This is a genomic window from Methylorubrum sp. B1-46 (genome assembly GCF_021117295.1).
GTDB lineage: Bacteria > Pseudomonadota > Alphaproteobacteria > Rhizobiales > Beijerinckiaceae > Methylobacterium.
Genome location: NZ_CP088247.1, coordinates 52420 through 76562 on the forward strand (window position 1 = coordinate 52420; position 24143 = coordinate 76562).

The window sequence follows — 24143 nt, forward strand, 5'->3', positions numbered from 1 at the left end:
CCCCGGCTCCCCGTCAAAGGGATGATCCCCTCAGAAACCCGCTTATCGGGAAGCGAGTGCCTTCGGCAGACGGAACGCCCAGAAGCTGCCGCCCTGGTTGATGCCAGCCGTCGTCTTGGCGACTTCGCCGCCCCAGAGCGGCACCGCGCCGCCCCAGCCAGCCGCGACGCCGATCCACTGCTCGCCATCCTGCTCCCAGGTGATCGGCGAGGCGACGACGCCGGTGCCGACCTGGAATTTCCAGACTTCCTCACCGGTCTTGGCATCAAACGCCTTCAGGAAACCCTCGGGCGTTCCGGTGAAGACGAGGTTGCCCGCAGTGGTGAGCACGCCGGCCCAGAGCGGAGCCTTGTTCTTGTACTCCCACACGACCTTCTTGGTCGCCGGATCGATGGCCTTCAGCGAGCCGATATGATCCTCGAAGGTCGGCTTGATGGTGAAGCCCGCGCCGAGATAGGCGGCGCCCTTCTTGTAATTCACCGGCTCGTTCCAGATGTCCATGCCCCACTCGTTGGACGGGACGTAGAACAGCTTGGTGTCGGGGCTGTAGGCGATCGGGTTCCAGTTCTTGCCGCCGAGGAAGCCCGGCGTCGCGTAGACGGACTTGCCCTTCTTGCCGTCCTCGGACTTGGCCGGGTCGCCGGGGCGGTTGGCGTCGTCGTAGATCGGGCGCCCGTTCTCGTCGATGCCCTTGGCCCAGTTGATGTTAGACACGAACGGCGTGGCCGACATGAACTTCCCGTTGGTGCGGTCGAGGACGTAGAAGAAGCCGTTACGGTCGGCGGTGGCGCCGGCCTTCACGGTCTTGCCATCCTTCTGCATGTCGAAGGGCACGAACTCGTTGACGCCGTCGTAGTCCCAGCCGTCATGCGGCGTGGTCTGGAAGCCCCAGACGATCTCGCCGTTGTCGGGGTTGATGGCGAGCCGCGAGGCCGACCACTTGTTGTCGCCCGGGCGGAGCGCCGAGTTCCACGGGCCCGGGTTGCCGGTGCCGAAATAGATCAGATTCAGCTCGGGATCGTAGGTGCCGCCGAGCCAGGTGGCGCCGCCGCCGAACTTCCACGTGTCGCCGGGCCAAGTCTCGTTGGTCTTGCCGGTCATGGTCGAGGGCTTGCCGTTCAGCTCGCCCATATGGCCCTCGATGACGGGGCGCTTCCACACGATCTCGCCGGTCTCGGCATCGCGCGCCTCGACGCGGCCGACCACGCCGAATTCGCCGCCCGACACGCCGGTGATGATCTTGCCCTTCACGATCATCGGCGCAGCGGTGTAGCTGTAGCCGGACTTGAAGTCGTCGATGTCCTTGCGCCAGACGACCTTGCCGGTCTTCTGGTCGAGCGCGACGAGCTTGGCGTCGAGCGTGCCGAAATAGACCTTGTCCTTGTAGAGAGCGGCGCCGCGGTTCACCACGTCGCAGCAGGGCAGGATGCCCTCGGGCAGGCGGGCGTTGTACTCCCACTTCTTCTCGCCGGTGCGCGCATCGACGGCGTAGAGGCGCGAATAGGAGCCGGTGACGTAGAGCACGCCGTCCTTGACCAGCGCCTGGCTCTCCTGGCCGCGCTGCTTCTCGCCGCCGAAGGAGAACGACCAGGCCGGGACGAGGCCCTTGATGTTGTCGCGGTTGAGCGTCTTGATTGAGCTGAAGCGCTGCGCCTGTGGGCCGAGGCCGTAGGTGACAACGTCCTCGGGCGTCTTGGCGTCGTTGAGGATGTCCTGCTCAGTCACCTCGGCGATCGCGGGAAGGGCAAGGCCGACGCTGAGGGCGGCGAGCCCCACCGCCGTCAGGAACTGGTTCCGCACTCTCATCTGGCGTATCCTCCATAGATCGTCAGCGCCCCTGTTCTTCAGGGACCACGGGGCTTCTCTGTTCTGACCGACTCGGCCAGCTGCCCCTTGGAGACAAAGCCTAGAGCGCTTCTCAGCAAACTCTTATTGGCCTTTGGTCGAACTTTGTCCTGATCCGCTCGCAGTATGTGCGAGCAACGCCTTCCACGCCCTTCAAGGCACGACGAATACGCAGTCGAACGGAGACGCCAACAGCCTTCGCGACTTGCAGAGCGAGGCCGCTGGCGCTGTCGATGCTGGAGGAGATATCAGTACCCTTGCGGCGCGGTGTAGGTGACGCCGTAGGTCGCGCAGATCGCCTTGAGGCGCCCCTCCTGCGCCAAGGCGGCGAGAGCATCGCCGACCGCGTAGGCGAGGTCGCGGGAATCGCTGCGCACCGCGCCGCCGAGATCCCACCGCGTCCGCACGAGGCCGGGGATCGGCATCTCGACCACGGGATTGTCCTCCCCCGCAACGCTGGCCGCTTCGAGCGCCGCCTCGATTCCCGCGCGGGTGCCGGCCAGAATCGGCGTCTCGCCGGCGAGGTAGGCCTTGGCCGCCTCATCGAAGCTGCGGAAATGCCGGATCTGGCCGCGGAAACGGCCGCCCTCGGCGTTCATCAGCAGGCTGTCGGAGGCGCTCGTGCCCTCGACCGCGACGCTGTGGCCCTCCAGGTCGCGCACGCCCTCGAACCCCTCGATCCGGCCGCGGTGATAGGCGAAGGCCAGCCGCTGCTCGAAATAGGGATTGGTCAGGAAGATCTGCTCGTTGCGGGTGGCCAGGATGCGGTCATGGGGCACGTGCAGCATCAGGTCGGCGAGCGGCGTGCCGGCGAGGTCACCCCGCCACAGGTTCAGCCGGAAATCGCCGTCGACGTTCTCGCCCGCATCCACCACCCGCAGGTCGAGCTTCAGCTTGAGCCGCTCGGCGATGGCCTGTGCGATGTCGGCGTCGATGCCGCGGGGCGAGGCCTTCCCCGCTTCCGAGAAGGGCCGGTTGTCGTCGTAGATCGCCACGCGCAGCACGCCGGAGGCCGTCACCTCGTCGAGCGGACGCGCGGCGGCGGCCATCCCAGTGATCGCCCCGGCGGCGATCAGGCATGCGAGGGCGGCGGGGCCGTGGCGGCGCGAGGGGCGCATCGGCGACGGGCTCCCTACTCTTCGTGCTTGGCTTCGATGTAGGTGCGGATCGCCCACAGGGCCTCCTGCGACAGCACGCCCTCAAAAGCCGGCATCTTCATCACGCCGTTGGTGGTCGCGCCGTGGCGGACGCGCTCGACGAAGTACTCGTCGCCCTCCTTGCCGAGCGGAAGGTAGCGCAGGTCCGGCGCCAGACCGCCGGAGATCACCTGAAGGCCATGGCAGCGGGCGCAGTTCTGGTTGAACCCGGAATCACCGATGGTGATCGCCTTCGCGTCGCCACGATAGGGGTTCTCCTCGCGCCACGTCTCGCCCAGAGGCGCGAGGCCGGCGGTATCCACGGGCTGCGGCTGCACATCGCCATGGCCGAGGGCGGCGGAGACGGACAGGACAAGGCCGACGGCGAGGAGCCCGCCCTTGAGGGGTGCAGCCTTCATTCTCATTCCTCCCATTCTTGAGGGGAGGGTTAGCAAGCGCGCCCGGCCGAACCCATTGTGCTTTGGTAGGGGGCGGTCGGTAGCACCTTGGTCCAATACCGGGACTGCCCCGATCGCACGTATCACTCTCCCAACAACAATCGGGAGGCGAGCAGAGCGCGATGCTGGCGCGGCTCGGGAAACGGCACGGCGGCCCGCTTCGGGCAACGAAGCCGCGGCGCAGGGCGCGCGGCCTCGGGCTGATTCTGCTCGGCCTGCTGCCCGTCGCGGCCCAAGCCGAGCCGCTGGCGATCCACTACCTCGAGCGGCGCATCGAGCGCCCGACGCTCCTCAACAACGAAGACCCGATCCCCGATGACGAGGGGCTGAAGGGCGCCGAACTCGGGCTCAAGGATTCGAACGCCACCGGCCGGTTCGTGTCCCTCGGCTTCCGCCTCGACAGCCGCGTCGTCGGGCCCGACGAGGATCTTCGCGCCGCCTTCCGCGCGCTGGGCGAGAAACCCCGCTTCGTCGTGCTGAATGTGCCGGCCGAGGACGTGCTGGCGCTCGCCGACATGCCCGAGGCCAAGGGCAGCGTGTTCCTCAATGTCGGCGCGCCGGATGCGCGGCTACGCGAGGCCGATTGCCGGCCTCGACTCCTCCACGTCCTGCCTTCCCGGGCAATGCTCGCCGACGCGCTGGTGCAGTTCCTCGCCTACAAGCGTTGGACCCGCATCCTGCTGCTCTCCGGCCCGGCTCCCGCCGACGCGCTCTACGCCGAAGCGTTGAAGAAAAGCGCCAAGAAGTTCGGCGCGCGGATCGTGGCCGAATCCCGCTTCGACCCGCAGGGCGGCGACACCCGCGACACCGCTTTGCGCGAATTCGTGCTGCCCACCCGCGGCCCGGAGCACGACGTGGTCGCGGTGGCCGACGAGGCCGGGGCGTTCGGGGCGAACCTCGTCTACAACACCGCCGCGGCCCGGCCCGTCATCGGCACGCAGGGGCTCACCCCGGCGGCCTGGGGACGCCCGGTCGAGGCCTGGGCGGCGGTGCAGCTCCAGACCCGGTTTCGTCGCCTCGCCGGCCGGGCGATGCGGCCAATCGACTATGCTGGCTGGATGGCGGTGCACGCGCTCGGCGAGGCGGCTGTACAGGCGCGCAGCACCGATCCCGACACCGTGGCGGCGCTCGTGCTGTCGCCGCGCTTCGAGGTCGGCGGCTTCAAGGGACGTCCCTTGAGCTTCCGCGCCTGGGACGGGCAGTTGCGCCAACCGGTCTTCCTGCTCTGGCCGGGCGCGGTGACCGCCACCGCCCCGATCGAAGGCTTCCAGCATCACCGCACCGAACTCGACACGCTCGGCCCCGACGAGCCGGAGAGCGCGTGCCGGGCTTTTCGGAAACCGGGCTGATGCGGGCGCCCATCCGCAGAGCCACCTACGAGAACGGGATCCGCCTCATGAGCCGCGCCGCGACCCTCCGCCTCCTCCTCGCCGCCGGCCTGCTCGGCCTCGCGGGATCGGCCGAGGCGGAAGAGATCTTCGTCTCGAACGAGCGCGACAACACCGTCTCGGTGATCGACGGGGCCACCCTCGAGGTCACACGCAGCTTCCCCGTCGGCCGACGCCCGCGCGGGCTCACCTTCTCCCGCGACGGCCGTACCCTCTACGTCTGTGCCAGCGATTCCGACGCGGTGCAGGTGATCGACCCCGACACCGGCGCGTTGCGCCACAACCTGCCCTCCGGCGAGGATCCGGAGCAGTTCGCGCTGGCCCCCGACGACCGCACCCTGTTCATCGCCAACGAGGAGAACGCCACCACTACGGTCGTGGACGCGCAGACCCGCAAGGTGCTGGCGCAGATCGATGTCGGCATCGAGCCCGAGGGCATGGCGGTGAGCCCGGACGGGAAGACCGCCGTCACCACCTCAGAGACCACCAACATGGTCCATTGGATCGACGTGCCGACTTTGAGCGCCACCGACGCGACCCCGGTGGGCCAGCGCCCGCGCGCCGCCGCCTTCTCCGCGGACGGGCGGATGCTCTGGGCCTCCTCCGAGATCGGCGGCACGGTCGCGGTGATCGATGCTGCCACCCGCAAAGTGGTCGAGACCATTGAATTCGCGGTGAAGGGCATCGCCGCCGACCGGCTCCAGCCAGTGGGCATCACCCTGACCCGGGATGGGCGTTTCGCCTTCGTCGCGCTCGGCCCCTCCGACCGGGTCGCGGTGATTGACGCCAAGACCTACAAGGTCGTGAATTACATCCTCGTCGGCCGCCGGGTCTGGCAGCTCGCGATGACGCCGGACGAGTCGCGGCTCTTCACCACCAACGGCGTGTCGGGCGACGTCACCGTGATCGACGTGGCGACCCAGCGCCCGATTCGCAGCGTCAAGGTTGGCCGCTTTCCCTGGGGCGTCGCCGTGCGCCCCGCATCCGGCACGCCCGAGCGGTCGGCGGGCGCCGCCCCGTGACGCGAACCGGACGCGGCGACACCGCATCGAGCGCCCTGTGGTCGGCGCTGCTCGCGCTCCTCGCCCTGGTGATGGCCGTCCCATTCGCTGCGGCGGGCAGCCTCGACAGGGCCGGGATGGAACGCTATTTCCCCGCGCCGCTCGTGGTCGGCGAGCGCGACGCGACGCTGCCGGTCTGGCCGATCCTGAAGCAGGAGGCCGGCAGCTACGAAGTTTTCGCTTATGCCTTCGAGTCGATCGACCTCGCGCCGATTCCCGGCTTCGGCGGCACCCCCCCCGACCTCCTCGTGGCACTCGCCCCCGACGGCACGTTCCGCGACGTGAAGGTTATCTCCCATCACGAGCCGGTGTTTCTGGAAGGGCTCGGCTCGGAGCCGCTCTTCGCCTTCGTCGAGCAGTATGTCGGGATGTCGGCCCGACGCCCGATCCGGGTCGGGCGGCCGAACGCCCGCGGCTCGGGTGCTGCGCCGCAGACGATGGTCGACGGCATCTCGATGGCCACCGCCTCGACGCGGGTGATCAACGAATCGATCCTCGCCGCCTCCCTGACGGTGGCGCGGGCAAAGCTCGGCTTCGGGGCCGCCAATCTCGGCCTGAGGGTCGAGGCGCGGCCCGATACCGGCGAAGCCCTGACGGTGGCCGAGTTGACCGCGCGCGGCTGGCTCCGGCGGCTGACCGTCACCAACGCGGGGGCCGAGGCCGCCTTCCGCGACACGGGCGTGGCGGGCGGCGGTGACGGCCCGGCCGAGGCGCCGCTGGTCGACCTGACCTTCGCCGACCTCAACGTGCCGGCGATCGGCCGTATCCTGCTTGGGGCCGAGCGCTTCGCCGCCCTGACCCGCGAACTCGGCCCCGGCGACCATGCGGTGCTGGTGGTGAGCCACGGCCCCGAGAACCCCCTCGGCGAGGATTTCGTGCTCGGCTCGATCCCCGACCGGCTGACGGTGACGCAAGGCGGGCTCGCCGTGAACGCCCGCGACATGGCGATCGAGCGCCGTGAGGCCGCTCCCGGCCTGCCGGACGGCCCCTGGACGATTCTGCGGATCACGGGCGCTGCCGGCTTCGACCCCTCCGCCCCGTGGACGTTGAGCACCAAAATCGTGCGCGAGCGCGGCCAGATCTTTCCGGAGAAGATCACCCGCGAGTTCCCTGCCGACTACGCGCTCCCGGCCGATCTCTTCATCCGCGAGGCAGCGGAGGCGGGGCCGAGCTGGATCGATCCGTGGCGGGCGCGCGGCGTCGAACTCGGCGTGATCACCCTGGCGCTTGCCGGGCTGGTGCCGGTGCTGGCGCGCCAGCGCGGCCTCGTGGCGGACCGGCGCCGCTTTCCCGTGTTCCGGCTCGCATACCTCGCCTTCACGCTTCTCTTCATCGGCTGGTACGCCCAGGCGCAGCTCTCCATCGTCACCCTCGTCGGCCTCGTGCGCGCCGCGACCGTGACGCACGATCTCACCTTCCTGCTCTACGACCCGCCCTCGCTGCTGCTCTGGGCTTTCGTCATCGCCACCCTGGTCGTCTGGGGCCGGGGCACGTTCTGCGGCTGGCTCTGCCCGTTCGGCGCCTTGCAGGAATTCGCCGCGTGGCTGGCCAAGCCCCTGTGCATCCGGCCGGTCGCGGTGCCCCTGCGTCTCGACCGCGCCTTGCGGCAGGTGAAATACGTCCTGCTCGCCGGCATCCTCATCGCCGCCGCCGCGGGCTCGCCGCTCGCCGACAGCCTGTCCGAGGCCGAGCCGTTCAAGACCGCGATCACCCTGTACTTCGTGCGCGCGTGGCCGTTCGTCGCCTACGCGCTCGGTCTGCTCGTCCTCAACCTGTTCATCTACAAGGGGTTCTGCCGCTACCTGTGCCCGCTCGGCGCGAGCCTCGCCGTCCTCGGCCGTCTGCGGCTGCTCGACTGGATTCCGCGAAGGGCCGAATGCGGGAGCCCGTGCCAGCTCTGCAAGGTGCGCTGCCGCTACGGCGCGATCCGCCCCGACGGCCACATCGACTATCCCGAGTGCTTCCAGTGCATGGATTGCGTCACGATCATCCACGATCCCGGCCAATGCGTGCCGGAGGTGGTCGCGCGTCGGCGCGGAAAGCGGATCGTGCCGCAGCCGGTCGCGGCGGAGTGAGAGCCATGCCGGTGACTGCACGCACGCCCCGCCGCCGCATCCTCCTCGGCATGGCCGGGCTCGCAGCAATGGCGGGCCTCGGTGGCCCGTCCGCTTTCCGTACACTGGCCGTCGAGCAAGGATTGACCACCCGCACTCGCGCCGGCCTCGCCTTCGGGACCACCGTCGCTCTCACCGCCGCCGGCCCCGACCCGGCCGCACTCGATGCCGCCCTCTCCGACGGGTTTGCCGCGATGCGCGCGGTCGAAGCCGCCGCGAGCCTGTTTCGCGCCGACAGCGCCCTGTCGCATCTTAACCGCGACGGGCGGCTCGATGCGCCCCCCGCCGATCTCACAGCGATGCTGGGCTTCGCCCTCGATCTCGCGCAGCGGACCGGCGGGGCGTTCGATCCCACCGTGCAGCCGCTCTGGCCGGCCTGGGCCGGTGCCGCTGCGCGCGGAGAACAGCCGGATCCCCAGGACCTGCAAGACGCCGTCGCCCGGATCGGCTGGCGCCGCGTTGCGCTGACGCCGGAGCGTATCGTCTTGGAGCCCGGCACGGCGCTGACACTGAACGCCCTGATCCAGGGCTATGCCGCCGATCGGGTGATGGTGGCTCTGCGGGCGCGGGGCATCACGGACGCCTTCGTCGATACCGGCGAGTTCGGCGCCATGGGCGCGCATCCCGACGGCACGCCGTGGCAGCTCGGCATCGCCGACCCGCGCCGGCCGGAGGCACTGTCGGCGACGATCACCCCGTTCTCGGGCTTTGCCGCGACTTCGGGGGATTACGCCATGAGCTTCTCGCCCGACCGCGCCGACCACCACATCTTCGATCCCACCACCGGATGCTCGCCGCGCGGCCTCGCCTCCGTGACCGTCACGGCCGAAACCGGTCTCCTCGCGGACGGCCTGTCCACGGCCTGCATGGTGCTCGGACCCGAGGCAGGCGGGCGGCTCGTGGCGCAGTGGCCGGGCTGCTCCGTCCGCTTCGTCGGCAAAACCTAATCGCGAGCACCGATGATGCGCCCCCTCCGATCCGGCCTCCGCGGAGACTTTGCAAGGACGCTTCGCCGTGTCGTCCGAACCGGCTTCGCGGCGACAACAGCGCTCCTGATCGGCCTGACCGACGGCGGCGCCAGGGCCGAACCGGCGGCCGCCGCCGCGGTCGCCCTCGTCGTCTCCGTCGACGTGTCGCAATCGGTCGATGACAGCCGCTTCGTTCTGCAGATGGAGGGCATCGCCGAGGCTCTGGAAGATCCGGGCGTGATCGCGGCGATGACCGGCCATCCCGGCGGCACGCTCTTCGCCATGGTCACCTGGGCCGACCGCGCGGGCCTCGCCGTGGGCTGGCGGCGGATCGCCAGCCGTGCCGACGCGTTCGCAGCCGCGGCCCAGGTCCGTGTCACGCCCCGGCAATCGGGGGAGTTCACCTGTCTCGGCCAGATGTTCCGCACCGTGACCGCAAGCGTCCTTCCGGTAATGCCGGTTCCGGCGGAGCGGATCGTTGTCGACGTCTCGGGCGACGGCATCGACAATTGTACCGATCCCGAGAATCTCGAAACGGAGCGGACGGCGCTTCTGGCGGCCGGTGCCACGATCAACGGCCTGCCGATCCTGGTCCCGGGCGAGAACGACGTCGTCGGCGCCGGCGCCTACCGTGCTCCGGGCTACGGACTGCGCGCCACGCCGCTCCCGCAGGAGCGCACGGATCTGACGCAGTGGTACAGGTCCCACGTCGTGGCCGGTCCCGGCGCCTTTCTCCTGAAAGCAGCGGGCTACGGCGACTTCTCGCGGGCCCTGCGGCGGAAGTTCGTGATCGAAGTTAGCGGCCTCGCGCCGGGTCGCCGCGACGAGTGACACCACCAGGGCCGATGGGCACGTTGGACGCTTCGCAACGCCCGCTTCGGCCGCGGCAGCGTCGTGCTGGCGCGGGCCGGGCTGGCGCAGCCGCGGCGGGCCTGGGCGACGAAGTTTGCGATGCGAACGCCGCGCTACACCATGCAGGTCGACGAGCTACCGATTGCTTCGGCTGATGCGTTCTGACCTTCACTGTCCCCCAGGGCGGCCCGTCAGTACATCGGCGTGCCGCCGGCGACGGGCACGAGCGCACCCGACATGTAGCTGCCCTCGCGCGAGGCGAGCAACATGTAGGCATGAGCAAGCTCCGCCGGCTGCCCGGCTCGGCCGAGGGGCGTAGCGGCCCCAAGTTTCTCGATCTGCTCCGGACTTTTCCCGATCGGCTGGATCGGCGTCTAGACCGGGCCGGGCGCCATACAGGGCGACGAAGGCGGTGGCCATCTCGCTCGTACTCGATGTGCGTGACGAGTTTACCAGTGCCCTCCGTCCAGTTGGTGCGCCGCCACTCCGCGTAGCGCTCGAGACCGGCCTCTGTGACCGCGTCGATGGATTTGTCGCCGAAGTAGCCCACGAAGTCGCGGCGAATGACGGCGAGCTCGCTCTTGCCCTGATCCGCCCGGCACTCGCCCCGCTCCACCTCCCGGAGGATCTGAGCGATATACGCTTCGTCCACGCTCTCGATGTCGTGTGGCCTGCTGCCGGTTTGTTGGACACCGTCCTAAGCTAATTGGGTTCGGTTTTCGAACTCGACGGGGCTGAGGTAGCCCAAGGTCGAGTGCCGCCGCGCCAGGTTGTAGAAGCGCTCGATGGAATCGAACACGTCTGCACGGGCTTCATCCCGCGTCCGGTAGGTCCGTCGGGCGGTGCGCTCGGTCTTCAGCGAGGAGAAGAAGCTCTCCATTGCCGCGTTGTCCCAGACGTTGCCCGAACGGCTCATCGAGCAGGTCACGCCGTGCTCGGTCATTTGACGCTGGAAGGCTTCGCTCGTGTATTGCGAGCCCTGGTCCGAGTGATGCAGCAAGGCATCCGGCTTGCCTCTGCGCCAGATCGCCATGACGAGCGCATCTGTCACGAGTTGAGCCGTCATACTGGCCTGCATCGACCAGCCCACGACACGGCGCGAGAACAGATCGATGACGGCGGCGACGTAGAGCCAGCCCTCGGCGGTCCAGATATACGTGAAGTCGGCGATCCACTTCCGGTTCGGAGCGTCGGCCGCGAACCGCCGCTCCAGGAGATTGGGCGAGGCAGCGGCCCGCTCACCTTCGTCCTTTGGCAGGCCCCGTCGGCGCGGTCGCGCTCGCAAGGCATTCTCGCGCATGATCCGCTCGATGCGGTGCAGCCCGCATGACACGCCCTGGGCGAGCACATCGCGCCAGACGCGCCTCGCGCCGTAGGTGCGGTCGCTGGCCACGAAGCTCGCGTGGGCCTTGCTCAGGATAGCTTCGTCGTCCCGTGTGCGTCGGCTAGGCTGCCGGGTGAGCCAAGCGTGGAAGCCGGAGCGCGAGACACCCAGCGCCGCGCACATCCAGGCAACTGGCCAGACAGCACGATGCTTTGCGATGAACGCGAACTTCATATCGCGTCCCTCGCAAAGTATGCGGCGGCCTTTTTTAGGATATCACGCTCCGCTTTTAGACGAGCGACCTCCTTGCGCAGCCGGTCGATCTCGATCTGCTCGGGCTTCATCTGCCCCTGACCGGGAAAAGCGTGTTGGGGATCGGCCGCCGCCTGCCTCACCCACCGGTGCAGCATCGTCTCGTGAACATCGAGATCGCGCGCGGCCTGCGCGACACTGACACCACGTTCCCGAATCAGTCGAACCGCCTCGATCTTGAACTCACGTCCGAACTTGCGACGCTGCATGGAGCACCTCCGGCTTCACCTTCACACCTAAACAGGGTGTCCGTGAAACCGGCAGCAGGCCACACCATGAAGACCGTGTTCCTGCTGATGGCGCAGTACGACGCTCGGGCCGTGATCCCGATCGAGTGGGTCGCGAGGGATTTCTTCTCGCACCTCACCACCGAGAAGCTCGTGCGGAAAATCTCGGCCGGCGATATCGCCCTCCCCCTCACGCGGATCGAGGACAGCGCCAGGTGCGCTAAGGGCGTCTCCTTGATCGACCTCGCAGCCTACATCGACCGTCGCGTCGAGGCGGCCCGGAAGGAGTGCCGCCAGCTTACCGGGCAGGGATAAGGACCTACGATTTCAGTCGGCGTGGAGACCGGATCTCGGCGCGCCGCTGCCGCTCGGCTTCGAGTGCCTCTCTGTCTCGTTGAACCAGATCGATGCGTGGTGAAGGTGGCAGAGATGACGGAGCGGGGAAGCCGATTTCCGGGTAGAGGTCTGGCCGCTGCTTCATCCGCCAGCGATCGACCGCCTCGAGGTCGTACATCCCGGTGGTCTCGTCCGGCAGCGGGAAGCCGCGGGCGTAGAGCCGGCACGCGCAGTCGCGGAACTGGTCGGGTCTGAGGCAGAGACGCCGAGCGATCTTTTCGGCTGGAGCATAGGCTGGATCGATTCGGAAGCGCACCTGAGGTGCTTTCGGCATAGCCTTCCTATCCGCCATATCGCCTCCCCAGTAGGCGTCCGGTCCGTCCCTGAGGCGGTTTATGCCACGGCTGGAAACGTGTTCCATCCGTGTTGCGCGGAGCCGCCGACAGCTGGATGTAACTCGTTGTAAAAGCAAGACTCGTGTTGCAGCGTGTTGCAAGCACGCGGGAACACCATTCGGGCAACGAAAAACCCGCCAAGTCATTGACCGGGCGGGTGAAAAGAGTGGTAGCGAGGGAGGGATTTGAACCCCCGACACAAGGATTATGATTCCTTCTTTCGACTGACTTTTAAGGCTTCGAAGGAACCAAATATTAGGGAATCGTATACTAGATATAGGCAATTGCTTCGATCGCGTTCGCACCGCCTCTCGCCCGACCGGATCCGAAGCGCGACCCAGATGCGACCCAGACCATGGCTGAGCACCTCGCGAATGGCAAGCAGTCGAAGATCACCGTCGAGACGCTGAAGGCCTTGCTTCGCGAAGTCGGGGCGGCAGAGAGCGAGCAACGTGATCCGGAATGCCCAGGACTGGTACTGCGGGTCCGGCCACGAGCGGGGGTGCGCTGGTCGTACAAGGGCAGACTGCACGGCAAGGAGAAGCGTTGGGATCTCGGTCCGGCCGTTGCCACGCGTGATGGAATCGCGGCTGTTCGGGAGAAGGCCGCTCGCATTCGGGAAGACCTCCGGCGAAACTTGGACCCAATGGCATCTAAGACGGACACTCCACCGATAGTGGCGCCTCCTGCGTCCTGGAATTGGGAGGCGGGTGTTGCCGCGTTCCTGGTGCATATCGCACGTACGCGCCGCCCTGATACCTACACCGACTATCGGCGGATTCTCGAGAACACGAAGGAACTCAGGGTACTCCATGGGCGGCGCATCGCCGATATCGAGCGGGAGGATATTGCAGCTGCGATCCGAACCATCCACGAGCGCGGCGTCGAATCGCATGCCGCGCACGTTCTCAGAGTCGTGCGATCCTTCTGGTCGTGGCTTGCTGGTGATGGGCAGCAACGCCTTTCACGTGTCCAGCCCAATCTCCTGTACCGTCTGCAGCCTCCGGAGCGTACACGTCGAGAGAACGGTGATCGCGGCGCGCGCGTGTCTGCTCCCGCAACTACCTCGCGGAAATCCGCGGAGCCGAAACTTCCAAGCGAGGCGAGCCTGGGACGCGCCTTGGCCATCGCAGAGTCGGAAGTCTTGGACGATTCGGTGTCTTGGGCGATCGGCCTCCTGCTCTACACTGCGCAACGTCGCCGCCCAATCGTTGCAGCTTACGCAGAGGACTTCAGCTGGCGAGACCCGAACACTCCTCCTGGCACAGTCGTATGGAACGTGCCCGCGTTCTACCGCAAAACGGCTCGGAGACGCGGTGTCGCAACTCCTCACAGACTTCCGCTCAACGGGTCTGCTGCCAAGCTTGTAGATCTGCTGTTGGAAGACGAATATGAAATGCGTACCAAGCGGAGGGCCAAATTTTGGCTCTTTCCTGTTAGCTATCCAAAACACAAGGCAGTCGAGAGAAAGTCGCCGACCATGGATCCCGGGGCCTTGAATCACAATTTGCTGGCAATGCCCGGTGTGGATCTTTCTCCGCATGGCGTCCGTCGCGCCTTTCATACCTATGGCAAGATGCATTTGGGCTTTACGCGCGAAGAATCGAAACTCGTGCTCGACCATAACGAAGGTCGTCCGGGAGATGCGACCGATGCTTACGATTGGGACGAGGAAATGAACCGCAAGGCTGTTATGTTATCGAAGTGGGGCCTATGGATTGACGAACTGCGCGACGCCGCCGTTAGAGCGGATCCATTGCTTCGTCCGGAGAACAAAGAAGAACTGGCATCCATGATTCGTAAAGCGCGATATGGCAAAGGTTCTGCTGCCAAATTTGAAGCTAAAAAATGGAACAGTCGATCCTTCGATTCAGATATAGGCGAAGAGATATGATAATAGTCTATTTTTTTGACTGATGATATTTTTGTAAGGCAAAATAAAATACTTGACTAATTATTGGTATGGGACAGCGTTGCTCCTAGTGGTCTGAGTTAGAAATGTTAGTGCATTTGCAGGTCTTGTGAGCAGGCTGGATCGCCGCGTGCGAGGAGGTGCACCATGTCGCGTGGACTGCAGGCTGTTGCTCTGAATGCGTCGCGCCTCGGACGTCACGACCACCTTTCTCGATGGCCGCCGTCCGGACCTCGAGCGAGTAGCGGACGCACCGCACCATCAATGACGCCTCGACGGGTTGCGGCTGCACCTGTTCGTGGAGGCCTACAACCACGGCCGCCGGCTCAAAATACTGCGTGGCCTCACGCCCTACGAATTCATCTACCACCGGACGATAGAGACCGAACGCTTTTGGCTCAATCCGTCACACCATATGCCAGGACCGAACACTCAGCGATTGATCATTCGCTCGAGCCTCGCGCACGTCTCCATCACTGTGTCGAACGGTGGGGCATGTCGGGAAGTCATGCCGGCCTCCGCCATACGGGCGTAGTCGTCGGCGAGCTTTCTGAGAGGCTCGCCGGCCGGTACGAGTCGCATGCCCCCTGTCACCGCGGCGGCGTAGTCGATCCAGCCTCCTTTGCCGTCTTTTTCGGCGAAGAAGAAGCTCTTGTGAGTGGCGACCTTCTCGGCGAGGTCGCGGTCCGCAACGACGCCCTCGATGCGTTCGGAGGAGGCGATGTAGTGGAGGTCGTGCCAGTGGCGCGAGAAGCGGTCGCCTTTCAGGCTTTCCTGGATTGAGTACACGTGCGCAGCAGTGGCCTTCTCCCAGAAGGTTCGCCCGATGGACATCGCTCGGACGCGAGCGGTCGGGAAGTCCAGCCCTTCCACCGCGGCGGCGGCATCGCAGGCCACGTCCGCCGTCTCCGCGGGCTCGCCCGTCGACCGGGCACCGAATTCGAGCATGACGGTTGGAGCGACATAGGAGTTGCCCGGCGTCACAGTTTCATACTCTATGAAGAGCTTCTCGCGGGTATCCTGCCGGAACCGGACGTTGGTTCCGTCCCGCTCGGCTGCCGCCGAGAACAGCGGAATTAGCTCGCTTTTGATCCACGCGGGGAGCTTCTCCCGCACTTCCTCGGTCCACTTCCGACCCCGACTCTTGCTTGGCGGGATGCCGTCCGGCGTGACGTCGAAATCGGGCAGGAAGCGTCGGATGTCATAGGTGAGGTCGACGTCTTCGGAGAAGCGGTCGATCACCCCGTAAACCTTCGACAATGACGTCCCGCCCTTGAATGACAGGTGCGCGCCGTAGTCGCTCCCGTAGATGACGGAGAGCGCCCAAACGACCATGGCGTCCTTCTCGATGATCTCTGGCGGCCGTCCCAAGCGCTCCGAAGCGACGCCGAGGGCGTCACGGCGTCGGCCGGAGGCCAGTCGGAGGAACTTTTCAGCCATGCAGTTCGGCTTCCCTTATAGCCGAGCCGATCCACTTCGGCAGCTTCGGCGCGACCTTGTTGAGCTTCAACCATTGGGAAGGTTCGAGTCGCTCTCGAAGCTGTCGCGCCGCTTCCCTAGCCTGCTCCTTCCCAAGGTAAGCCATTGCGCGGATGGCCTCGCCTGCAGGTTCGTTCGGCAGGACCGTCTGCCACTTCGGGACGTGCCGAAGCTCGACCGGATTGGAGCCGAGGGCGAGCAACGCCGACCGACCGGACGTCAGATAGACCCGCCGGATCGGCTGCTGGGTGGTCAGCCCGAACCGATTGGCGGCCACCGCCCCGTTGGTGACGATCGGCTTGCCCGTGCGCTTCGACATGGAGGTGACGACACGCTCGGCGGACGGCGGGAACGATCCGAATTCGCTTTTCCGCGGCACGACGTAGGCGCCCCGGGAAATGCGCATGATTTCCCCCTTCGCAGCCAGGCGCGACAGCGTCTGGTCGATCGCGGATCGAGATCCCTGTTCCGACAGACTTTCGGCGGTGATGACCGAACCCTCGCGCTTCCGCTTGATGACGGCCAGGACGCTCTGGGACAATGATTTCATGACGCCCTCCTGTCAGAAGCTCGTATCGCAGTTTCTGACAACGGACAATGATCGGCGTTGATCCCGACCGTGTCCGGCGCGGCGACTGGCGACGCGGGCGTCGAGGTTAAGGAGCATGCCGGTTGCAGCATTGGACGCCAATTGAGATAGCTTCCGTGTGTGAAAGGCCTTCAACCAGAATGGAACAGCAGAAATTGGCGAGTTGCACAAACTATCGAAACTAGGCATTGAATCAATTTCGCTGCGAGCGGAAGCAAGGAGCGATGTGTTTTCCGATGGGTCAATCATCAAGGGTTTGTCTTCTGCAGAGAATATACCTGGATAAAAACATGGAGTTGCTGATATATGATTCGCTTATGGAGCACTTACGGGCTCGGGCGTGAGTACTTCTGAGAAAATATCTAATGCTATCTAAATAAATTCACGCCTATGACTTGATGGGTTGCTTTGAGGTCTAGCCATGCGGCTCGTGGTGATGCCGAGGATGCGGAAACAAACCCTTCATGGCGAAGGATGCAATGGCGCTGTTCCGCAAGCCTCCTCCGTTTCTGCTCCCTCTGCCGTCCTACTCCGCTGCAGCGTGCGGTCGCGATGCCCCTGTGCGGGTCAGCGCGAAGAAGCCGACGGCCGAGGCGAAGATGACGGCGCCGAAGCTCGTCGCGACACCGAGCACGAGACTGAAGCCGCCGCGATCGTGCAGGACGGCGATCATCGGCACCACGAAGCCACTGACGGTAAAGCCCAGGAAATAGCGCACGCTGTAGGCCCTGGTCCGGTAAGCTGCCGGCACGTAGCGAGCAACCATCGCGTCGTTGATCACCACTTGGCCGTAGAGCGCCGCCATCGTCAGCACCAAGCCGGCGAGCAGCGGTAGGCCCGTGCTCACAGCGGCGATGCCGAGCCCGAGCGGCTGCAAGATGGATAGACCGAGGAAGAGGGCCGGTAGGCTGTAGCGGTCGATCAGCCGCCCCATCACCAGCTGGGTCAGGGCCCCGAACGCGAAGACGAGGGTCGCCACCGAGCCGATAAAGGCCAATGGAAGTCCCGTGCCGACACGCTCGTCCACGACCTTCGGCAAGGCAATGGTGGTGATGTTGAAGGTCATGCCGCCCGCAATGATGGCGAAGGCGAACGCGGTGAGGAGAGGGACCGGGCGCGCCACGGGGATGATTGGAGCGCCCCCCGCCTTGCCGCGGCTGCCCTCCCCGTCGCCGGGCACGAGAGCCAGGAAGGCCGCGCCGCAGGCGAGGCAGATCAGGCCCGGCACGATGAAGGCGGCCTGCCAACCGAGGGTGGCGGCGAGCAGGGCCGTCATGCCGGATGCGGTCGCCGCCCCGGCGTTGCCCCAGACTCCATTCACGCCGAGATCGCGACCGAGGCGGGCCGCATGGGTGACCAACATCGCCGAGCCGACCGGATGGTAGATCGCCGAGGCGAGCCCCAGCACGCAGAGCCAGATTGCAAACGCAGTCGGGCTCGCCGCACTCGCCACGCCGAGGCAGGACAGGCCGTAGCCGAAGAAGAAGATCGCTAGCATGGTGCGCCGGCCGAACCGGTCGGCAAGCCATCCCATCGGCAGCGAGCAGAGTCCGAAGGCGACGAAGGCACCGGTCGCAAGCCCGATCAACTCGCCGTAGCCCAAGCCCGTTTGTGCCGCGATGGCGATGACGGCGGTCGGGTAGATGAGGAGAACGAAGTGGTCGAGGGCATGCGCAACGTTGACGAAGCGCAGGGTGCGGCGGGACAGGGTCTCGGCGTCCATGAGTCAGGCATCTCCGTAAGCCTGCCCCTTCCTATCTGACCCGTTGTATGCTGTCGGGCCGAAGATGTACGCGATCGGGCCAAAACGGCCGAGGGTTAGGCACCATGCGTTCGATCCGCGCGGAGGATTACCAGGACGTCCCCCGCGCCGTTGCGGTGATGCCGAAGCACTACGCCGCCAGCAGTCGCATCGCTCCTCACTCCCACCCGCGGGCGCAGCTGCTCTACGCCACCGCGGGCCTGATGATGGCTACCGCCGAGGACGGGACCTGGGTCGTTCCCGAAGGCCATGCCCTGTGGATACCGCCGCGCTTGACACATGCGGTGGCGATGCACGGGGCGGTCGCGATGTGCTCGGCCTATCTCTCCGTCGAGGCAGTGCGAGGCTTTCCCACCCGAGCCCGCGTCATCGAGGTCTCGGCCCTACTCGCCGCCAGCCTTGCGGCCCTCGGGGCGGAACCGGTCCTCTACGACGAAGCGGCTCGAGGCGGGCACCTCGCTGCTCTGGTGCTGGACGAGATCCAGCGGGCGCCGGAGACCAAGCTGACCTTGCCTTTGCCAAGCGATCCCCGCCTGCGCCGGGTCTGCCTCGGCCTCATCGAGGCACCCGCGACAACCTTCGACCTCGACGCCTGGGCGGATCGCTCCGGCCTTAGCCGTCGCACCCTGACGCGCAGGTTCCGCCGCGAGACGGAACTCACCTTCGGTCAATGGCGGGCTCGGGCGAGGGTCGTGCGGGCCTTGGCACTCGCTGCCGATGGGTGGACGCCGCGCCAAGTCGCGGCTTCTGTCGGCTATCGCAGCATTCAAGCCCTGCGGGAGCGGACGAAGGGTTTGCTGCCGATGCAGACATCCGACGTACGAACACTTCGGAGCATTTCGTTTGTCGATCCCCGAGGCCGAGTGGAATCGGCGGCGGAACGTCTGCTTACGGTCCGGGAGACGAAGCCTGCTCCCTATCTCTGAGCAGGGCCTCGGAAGGTCCGGTTTCTGGCAGGTCGGAGGAGCGGAGGCTGGCAATCGTCATGGCTGGATGCGAACCCACGGCGATAGCGTCGAACGTTCGGCGAGGTACGTCCCAGCCGGCCTGGATGACCTCGTGGGTGGGGACTTCGATCCAGGCTGGCAGCTTTCGACTGTTTTCACGGAGCCGCTAGAGCCGAGCCCGTTCAGGTAGCAACGGCCAAATCGGTATCGTAGCCGGCGGCAGCGATGCAGTTGCGGCATTCGTTGGCCGTGAAGCGAGCGAAGGCTTGGCGGATGGTGTGCCACAGGTCTGGGACAGTGCGGACCGCTGCGGTTCGGAGCAGAGCCTTCAACTTGGCGAAGATCTGCTCGATGGGATTGAAGTCCGGGCTGTAGGGCGGGAGGTAGAGCAGTCTCGCCCCGGCAGCCTCGATGACCTCGCGCACACCCGTCACCTTGTGGGCCTGCAGGTTGTCGAGGATGACGGTGTCGCCGGGTCTGAGTACAGTCCAGCGTGACGCCGTTCCCGTAGGCCCAGCGGTCGAGCGCCTTCGAGACGAACTCAGGCCCGTTATCGACCTGGATCGCGCGCGGCGCTCCGCGCAGCAGTGCCAAGCGGGCGACGGCAGCCACGACCTGCTCGCCTTTGATGCCTTGGTCGACCTCGATCGCCAGAGCCTCGCGCGTGAATGCATCGACGATCGTCAGGGCTCGCAGCCGGCGGCCGTCGAACAGCGCGTCGGAGACGAAGTCCATAGACCAACGCTCGTTCGGCCGGAGCGCGGCAGGCTGGCGCTCCCGCTGGGCTGCGCTGACGTGCCGACGCGGCCGCTTGAGCCGCAGGCTCAAGCCCTCGTCCCTGGAGAGGCGGGGGACCCTCTTGTGATTGACCCGGCAGCCCTCCCGGCACAGCAGAATGTAGATCCGGGAAATAGCCGTAGCGCACCCGGCTCTTGGCCAGATCGCAGATGCGCATCCGCAGCGGTGCCGGATCGGACTTGGTCGAGCGATAACGGATGCTCGACCGGCCGACGCCGAGCGCGGCGCAGCTGCGCCGCTCACTCACCCCGTGCGCCTCCTGAACCTGGTGCACGAGCTCGTGTCGCCGAGCAGGCGTCAGAGCTTTTTTGCCAGCACGTCCTGCAGGATGTGCTTGTCGAGGCTCAGATCCGCCACGAGCTGCTTGAGCTTGCGGTTCTCGTCCTCGAGCTGCTTCAGCCGCCGCAACTCGCCCGTCCCCAAGCCACCGTAGAGCTTTTTCCAGCGGTAAAAAGTCTGCTCGGAGATGCCCATCCGTCGCAGCACTTCCGCGACCGGTGTCCCGGTCTCGGCCTGCTTCAGAGCGAAGACGATCTGCTCTTCGGTGAACCTGCTCTTCTTCACGGCTTCGATCCTCCCGTCAGGGTCTCACAAAACCGGAAAACTCCCACTCAGGACGGACCAAAGCGATGGGGGGACGTCAAAGGACGTGGACGGACAGATGGGAACGAAGCGGCATAAGCCTGAGGATGTGGTCGCCAAGCTGCGGCAGGCGGACGTGTTGATTGCGCAGGGCCAGATCGTGGCCGACGTGATCCGCACCCTCGGTTTGGGCCTTGTGCGGCTTGCTGGACGAAAACGGCGCGTGCGGTCGAAGCCGCGCCGCGCCGCAAGGTGGTTCCCGGTCTCACAAAGGAACTATGGGCTTCGTACGCCACGGCTCCGGGATTCTGTGTCTCTCCCCTGCCACATTCCGGTTGCGGAGACTGTCACCCGTCTGTCATGCTGTGTCGGGCAGATGTCGTTCAACGCTCGACGCGCCAGAGGGGGCGCTAGGAGATTGATAGGTTCGATATGGATTCGCTTGAAGCGATTGCAAACACCCTGCGCGGCGTAGCGGTGAGCGGCATGAAGCCGAAGGCATTGTTGGCCGCCGTGCGCGAGCGGCATCCGGAAGTGACCAAGAAAGAGGTTGTCCGCGCGGCTTTCTATGCGCTGACCGAGAGCCAGGGCGACACCCCTGAGCGCCTTCGGGACTTGCACAGCTTTGCCATTACCGAGCGTGCGCCGGACGACGACGAGCCGGTGAAGGCCAGCAAACTGCGCAAGAAGAAGGGCCGGAAGGCGGGTTCAGCGGAGCAGTCCGCCCATTGATGGCTCCCCTGAGCGCCGTCAGGCGCAGCGCGATAGTTTCACCTGACGGCGCTCGACGCTTACCCGGACAAAGCGGTCAAAGGGCGTGCCGCCGATCTTTCGGTTGTGATGAACTTCCTGCAAGACCATCTCTAGCGCCATAATGCGCTCGCAGGGCTTGCGGTAGGCTCCTTCCAGCTCATCAAGCGCGGCGTTGACGCGGTTCACAACGGTGCTGTCCGGCACGGCGGAGAGGTGATCGACCTTGTGAAGGCAGCGGCTCACGGGCGTCATGCTCCCCTCATAGGCGCAAGATCTGCTGTGTCCAGTATAGTTTGCCAGATTAGAAAGTTTTTTACAAAGTGCGGTGACGCACGTCGCTCAATCTTGCTTGGTTGTTCGTTCAAAATCGGTTGCGGGTCTGCATTCAACATGCTCGTTGTACCGCACTCCTCCCAAGGGGTACCTCTCTCGACCTGCCCCATGCCCCCTAGCACTACCTGGGCACTTTGAGGTCAGATGGCAGCCGGAAGCGGCGCCGACAGTGTGGGCATCGCACCGGTGGGATGAGATCGACGAACAGGCGGCCGATGATGGCCTGCCGCACGGCCGGCAGGCTCGGAGACAGTGGCGGTCCCGGTAGGCCGGCCACCTTTTTTTCCCCCATCCGTCCGGTCGGGCCCAGCCAGGCGCAGGTGCTGCAGGTAGGCGCAGGCGATGCACGTCATCAGCGCGTGCCGGTGCAGGCCGGTCCAGGAGCGGCCCTCGAAGTGGTCGAGGCCCAGCTCCTCCTTCAGCTGCTGGTGGCCTTGCTCGCACACCCAGCGCGCCTTGATTGTGCCGGCCAGGGCGCGCCGGGTCGTGCGGGGCGGCAGGTTCGAGAGATAGTACTTGCGCTCGCCCGAGGTGCGCCACTCGCCCACCAGCCAGACCTCGGCGCCCGGCAGGTGGCGATTGTTGCCCCAGATCGGACCGTCGCCCACCCGCACGCGGGTCATGGCAAACCGGGCCGCGAGCGCGCCCTTCGTGCCCTGCCGCCACGTCACGCGCCGCCACGGCAGCGTGGCGAGAACCGCCTCGGCCTCCCGCGGTTCCTGATCCGGCACGGGTCTGCGCGCCCTGCCGCCCGGCTCCACTAGCCGCACGTCGGGATCGTAGACCTTCTGGTTCTTGGCGATCCCCACCGCCCAGGTCAGCCCGCGCGCGTCGAGGCCATGCCGAAACACGGCGCTACAGCCGTAGCCGGCATCGGCCAGCACCACACCGAAGCGAACGCCCTCGGCCTGCAGGCGGTCGAGTTCGGCAAGCGCGATCTCGCCCTTGCTCTGCGGCACCACCGCCGCCTCGGGCACACCTGCCCGCTCACACCGCTTCGGGTCGGCGACCCACTCCTCCGGCAGGAACAGGTGCAGGCCCAACGGCACGGGCACCTCGCCCCGCGCCAGGGTGAGGGAGACGAGCGACTGGCAGTTGGCCTTCTTGCCGAGGTGCCCGCAGTACTGGCGCGCCACGCCCACCGAGCGCGTGCCCTTCTTCGGCAGCGCCGTATCGTCGATCACCAGACAGGCATCGGATCCGCCGACCAGCCGGTCCGCGGTACGGGTGAGTTCCGCCCAGAGCGGGCCGTCGTCCCAGGCCGGGCTGGCGATGAAGTGCTGCAGTTGGTCGTGGCCCGGCAGCCCGAGACGGGCGGCCATCGGCTGCAGGCTCTTGCGATCCCCGGGGCCGAGCAGGCCGCGCAGGTACAGCGGCGCCCAGGTCCGCCGCGTCTTGCGCCCCATCGCAGCTAGGAACGGCACCAGCCACGCATCGAGATCCTGACCCAACGGTCTCTCGGCCATGTCCGTCTCCCGCAGTGCCACCGCAGGATCAGAACGCCCAACGCTCTTCAAAGTGCCCAGGTAGTGCTAGAGGGCGTGGGGCTTTTTGTTGCACGTACGGCTTCGCCCGCCGCCGGACAGGGACAATCCAAATCTTTCGATTTTTTGAAGGTATCGTGACCCAGCGCCTCATAGCTCACCTCAGCCGGCGTCCTCATAGCCCAGGCGGTGACTTCGGCTGCCAAGCCCACTCATTGCCTTGATCTCTCTGCCTTTATTGCGTCGCGCAAGCTTCACGCAGGTATGTTGCACTGCGATGGAAAGCCGTGGCCCAAGAGGGTCATGCTTGGCGGAGGATCGCGTGTTCTCGTTGAAGGGAAATCGTGCGCTCGTTGTCGGGGTCGCGAACGATCAATCGATTGCCTGGGGGTGCGCCAGGGCGCTTCGCCAGCAGGGCGCCGACTTGGCGATTACGTACCTCAACGAGAAGGCCGAGGTGTACGTCCGCCCGCTGGCGGAGCAGCTCGATGCGCAGATCATCATGCCACTGGACGTCAGCCAGCCAGGGCAGATGGATGCGCTGTTCGAGGAGATCATGAACCGGTGGGGGCGCCTCGACACACTCCTGCACTCGATTGCGTTCTGCCCCAGGGACGACCTGCATGGACGGGTGGTGGACTGCTCGGCGGAGGGCTTCGCGCAGGCGATGGATGTCTCCGTGCACTCCTTCTTGCGCATGCTCCAGCGGGCAGAACCGCTGATGGAGCGTGGCGGGACCTGCATGACGGTAAGCTTCTACGGCTCCGAGAAGGTCGTGGAGCACTACAACATCATGGGGCCGGTGAAGGCCGCCCTAGAGGCTGTCGTCCGCTACACCGCCGCAGAACTCGGCCCGAAAGGTATTTCGGTGCATGCGCTGTCGCCTGGACCACTCAAAACGCGCGCTGCATCCGGCATTGCCGAGTTCGACAAGCTGCTCAACAGCGCGGCTGAGCAGGCACCCACCCACATGCTCGCGACCATCGACGATGTGGGTGCCTATGCCGCCTTCCTGGCGAGCAGGGAAGCAGCCAACGTCACGGGTGGCATTCACCTGATCGATGGCGGCTACAGCATCGTTGGATGAT

The 24143-nt window shown here is 66.0% G+C and carries 22 protein-coding genes, 1 tRNA gene and 3 pseudogenes; 12 read left to right on the forward strand and 14 right to left on the reverse strand.

The annotated features are described in order from the left end of the window. Nucleotides 1–42: 42 nt before the first annotated feature. The 3 genes from LPC10_RS00265 to pedF form a co-directional block, all read right to left on the reverse strand. A complete protein-coding gene (locus tag LPC10_RS00265; RefSeq protein ID WP_231345006.1) occupies nucleotides 43–1806 on the reverse strand; it encodes a PQQ-dependent methanol/ethanol family dehydrogenase in 1764 nt (587 codons plus the stop codon). Nucleotides 1807–2093: 287 nt separating this feature from the next. Beyond that, entirely contained in the window at nucleotides 2094–2963 is an 870-nt protein-coding gene (locus LPC10_RS00270) for an ABC transporter substrate-binding protein (RefSeq protein ID WP_231345007.1), read from the reverse strand. A 14-nt stretch (nucleotides 2964–2977) separates the two neighbouring features. Next, nucleotides 2978–3400: a cytochrome c-550 PedF gene (gene pedF / locus LPC10_RS00275; protein ID WP_003602763.1), complete on the reverse strand. Its 423-nt coding sequence runs from the start codon at nucleotides 3398–3400 to the stop codon at nucleotides 2978–2980. Between the two features lie 161 nt (nucleotides 3401–3561). Here pedF and LPC10_RS00280 point away from each other — a divergent pair, with 161 nt between their 5' ends. The 6 genes from LPC10_RS00280 to LPC10_RS00305 all read left to right on the forward strand — a co-directional run bounded on the left by LPC10_RS00280 (nucleotide 3562) and on the right by LPC10_RS00305 (nucleotide 9987). Next, complete coding sequence (locus tag LPC10_RS00280; protein ID WP_231345008.1) at nucleotides 3562–4788, forward strand: ABC transporter substrate-binding protein; 1227 nt, start codon at nucleotides 3562–3564, stop codon at nucleotides 4786–4788. A gap of 47 nt (nucleotides 4789–4835) precedes the next feature. Next, the gene (locus tag LPC10_RS00285; RefSeq protein ID WP_231347146.1) at nucleotides 4836–5849 is read left to right on the forward strand and encodes a YVTN family beta-propeller repeat protein; all 1014 of its coding nucleotides are present in this window, start codon (nucleotides 4836–4838) and stop codon (nucleotides 5847–5849) included. Continuing rightward, nucleotides 5846–7963, forward strand: coding sequence for a 4Fe-4S binding protein (locus LPC10_RS00290; RefSeq protein ID WP_231345010.1), 2118 nt, complete (start codon nucleotides 5846–5848; stop codon nucleotides 7961–7963). The genes LPC10_RS00285 and LPC10_RS00290 overlap by 4 nt, the downstream gene beginning before the upstream one ends. 5 nt (nucleotides 7964–7968) lie before the next feature. Further along, a complete protein-coding gene (locus tag LPC10_RS00295) occupies nucleotides 7969–8949 on the forward strand; it encodes an FAD:protein FMN transferase (protein ID WP_231345011.1) in 981 nt (326 codons plus the stop codon). 12 nt (nucleotides 8950–8961) lie between these two features. Further along, a complete protein-coding gene (locus LPC10_RS00300; RefSeq protein WP_231345013.1) occupies nucleotides 8962–9801 on the forward strand; it encodes a DUF1194 domain-containing protein in 840 nt (279 codons plus the stop codon). 63 nt (nucleotides 9802–9864) lie between these two features. Next, nucleotides 9865–9987, forward strand: a complete 123-nt coding sequence (locus LPC10_RS00305; protein ID WP_370644616.1) for a DUF4113 domain-containing protein — start codon at nucleotides 9865–9867, stop codon at nucleotides 9985–9987. 26 nt (nucleotides 9988–10013) lie between these two features. Here the strand turns inward: LPC10_RS00305 and LPC10_RS00310 are convergent, their stop codons facing one another. Both LPC10_RS00310 and LPC10_RS00315 read right to left on the reverse strand, forming a co-directional pair. Beyond that, nucleotides 10014–10190 carry an SDR family oxidoreductase gene (locus LPC10_RS00310; RefSeq protein ID WP_370644751.1) on the reverse strand — a complete coding sequence of 59 codons (177 nt, stop codon included), beginning with the start codon at nucleotides 10188–10190 and terminating at the stop codon, nucleotides 10014–10016. Between the two features lie 329 nt (nucleotides 10191–10519). Further along, nucleotides 10520–11667, reverse strand: a protein-coding gene (locus LPC10_RS00315; protein WP_231343685.1) for an IS3-like element ISMch5 family transposase whose coding sequence is annotated in 2 segments (ribosomal slippage) — nucleotides 10520–11418 and nucleotides 11418–11667 — 1149 coding nt in all. Because the reading frame shifts where the segments join, the coding sequence is not laid out codon by codon here. Nucleotides 11668–11733: 66 nt separating this feature from the next. On the opposite strand from LPC10_RS00315, the gene LPC10_RS00320 reads away from it, so the two are divergent. Further along, entirely contained in the window at nucleotides 11734–12000 is a 267-nt protein-coding gene (locus tag LPC10_RS00320) for a pyocin activator PrtN family protein (RefSeq protein WP_231345014.1), read from the forward strand. Between the two features lie 4 nt (nucleotides 12001–12004). Here LPC10_RS00320 and LPC10_RS00325 read toward each other — a convergent pair whose 3' ends face one another. Together LPC10_RS00325 and LPC10_RS00330 are read right to left on the reverse strand one after the other, a co-directional pair. Beyond that, entirely contained in the window at nucleotides 12005–12442 is a 438-nt protein-coding gene (locus tag LPC10_RS00325; RefSeq protein WP_231345015.1) for a hypothetical protein, read from the reverse strand. Between the two features lie 141 nt (nucleotides 12443–12583). After that, a tRNA-Leu gene (locus LPC10_RS00330) sits at nucleotides 12584–12732 on the reverse strand. Between the two features lie 39 nt (nucleotides 12733–12771). Between LPC10_RS00330 and LPC10_RS00335 the strand changes: the two genes are divergently transcribed. Then, entirely contained in the window at nucleotides 12772–14310 is a 1539-nt protein-coding gene (locus LPC10_RS00335) for an Arm DNA-binding domain-containing protein (RefSeq protein ID WP_231345016.1), read from the forward strand. A gap of 292 nt (nucleotides 14311–14602) precedes the next feature. Further along, nucleotides 14603–14758: pseudogene (locus tag LPC10_RS00340) on the forward strand (integrase); the annotation flags it as partial. A 2-nt stretch (nucleotides 14759–14760) separates the two neighbouring features. Here the strand turns inward: LPC10_RS00340 and LPC10_RS00345 are convergent. From LPC10_RS00345 to LPC10_RS00355, 3 genes are all read right to left on the reverse strand, one after another. Continuing rightward, entirely contained in the window at nucleotides 14761–15768 is a 1008-nt protein-coding gene (locus LPC10_RS00345; protein ID WP_231345017.1) for a nucleotidyl transferase AbiEii/AbiGii toxin family protein, read from the reverse strand. Next, nucleotides 15761–16357 carry a DUF6088 family protein gene (locus LPC10_RS00350; protein WP_063988384.1) on the reverse strand — a complete coding sequence of 199 codons (597 nt, stop codon included), beginning with the start codon at nucleotides 16355–16357 and terminating at the stop codon, nucleotides 15761–15763. The genes LPC10_RS00345 and LPC10_RS00350 overlap by 8 nt, the downstream gene beginning before the upstream one ends. Nucleotides 16358–16922: 565 nt before the next feature. Continuing rightward, on the reverse strand, nucleotides 16923–18119 hold the full coding sequence (locus tag LPC10_RS00355; RefSeq protein WP_063988385.1) for an MFS transporter: 1197 nt from the start codon (nucleotides 18117–18119) through the stop codon (nucleotides 16923–16925). Between the two features lie 104 nt (nucleotides 18120–18223). Between LPC10_RS00355 and LPC10_RS00360 the strand changes: the two genes are divergently transcribed. Continuing rightward, entirely contained in the window at nucleotides 18224–19084 is an 861-nt protein-coding gene (locus tag LPC10_RS00360; protein WP_231345018.1) for a helix-turn-helix domain-containing protein, read from the forward strand. Nucleotides 19085–19287: 203 nt separating this feature from the next. Here the strand turns inward: LPC10_RS00360 and LPC10_RS00365 are convergent. Continuing rightward, nucleotides 19288–19590 (reverse strand): annotated as a pseudogene (locus LPC10_RS00365) (transposase); the annotation flags it as partial. Nucleotide 19591: 1 nt separating this feature from the next. After that, a pseudogene (locus LPC10_RS00370) lies at nucleotides 19592–20467 on the reverse strand (IS3 family transposase); the annotation flags it as partial. A 450-nt stretch (nucleotides 20468–20917) separates the two neighbouring features. On the opposite strand from LPC10_RS00370, the gene LPC10_RS00375 reads away from it, so the two are divergent. Then, entirely contained in the window at nucleotides 20918–21217 is a 300-nt protein-coding gene (locus tag LPC10_RS00375) for a hypothetical protein (RefSeq protein ID WP_063987229.1), read from the forward strand. A gap of 18 nt (nucleotides 21218–21235) precedes the next feature. Here the strand turns inward: LPC10_RS00375 and LPC10_RS00380 are convergent, their stop codons facing one another. Together LPC10_RS00380 and LPC10_RS00385 are read right to left on the reverse strand one after the other, a co-directional pair. Further along, entirely contained in the window at nucleotides 21236–21490 is a 255-nt protein-coding gene (locus tag LPC10_RS00380; RefSeq protein WP_063987230.1) for a hypothetical protein, read from the reverse strand. A gap of 221 nt (nucleotides 21491–21711) precedes the next feature. Next, on the reverse strand, nucleotides 21712–23037 hold the full coding sequence (locus tag LPC10_RS00385; RefSeq protein WP_063988212.1) for an IS701 family transposase: 1326 nt from the start codon (nucleotides 23035–23037) through the stop codon (nucleotides 21712–21714). 295 nt (nucleotides 23038–23332) lie between these two features. Between LPC10_RS00385 and fabI the strand changes: the two genes are divergently transcribed. Next, the gene (fabI, locus tag LPC10_RS00390) at nucleotides 23333–24142 is read left to right on the forward strand and encodes an enoyl-ACP reductase FabI (RefSeq protein ID WP_205780421.1); all 810 of its coding nucleotides are present in this window, start codon (nucleotides 23333–23335) and stop codon (nucleotides 24140–24142) included. Nucleotide 24143 lies beyond the last annotated feature (1 nt).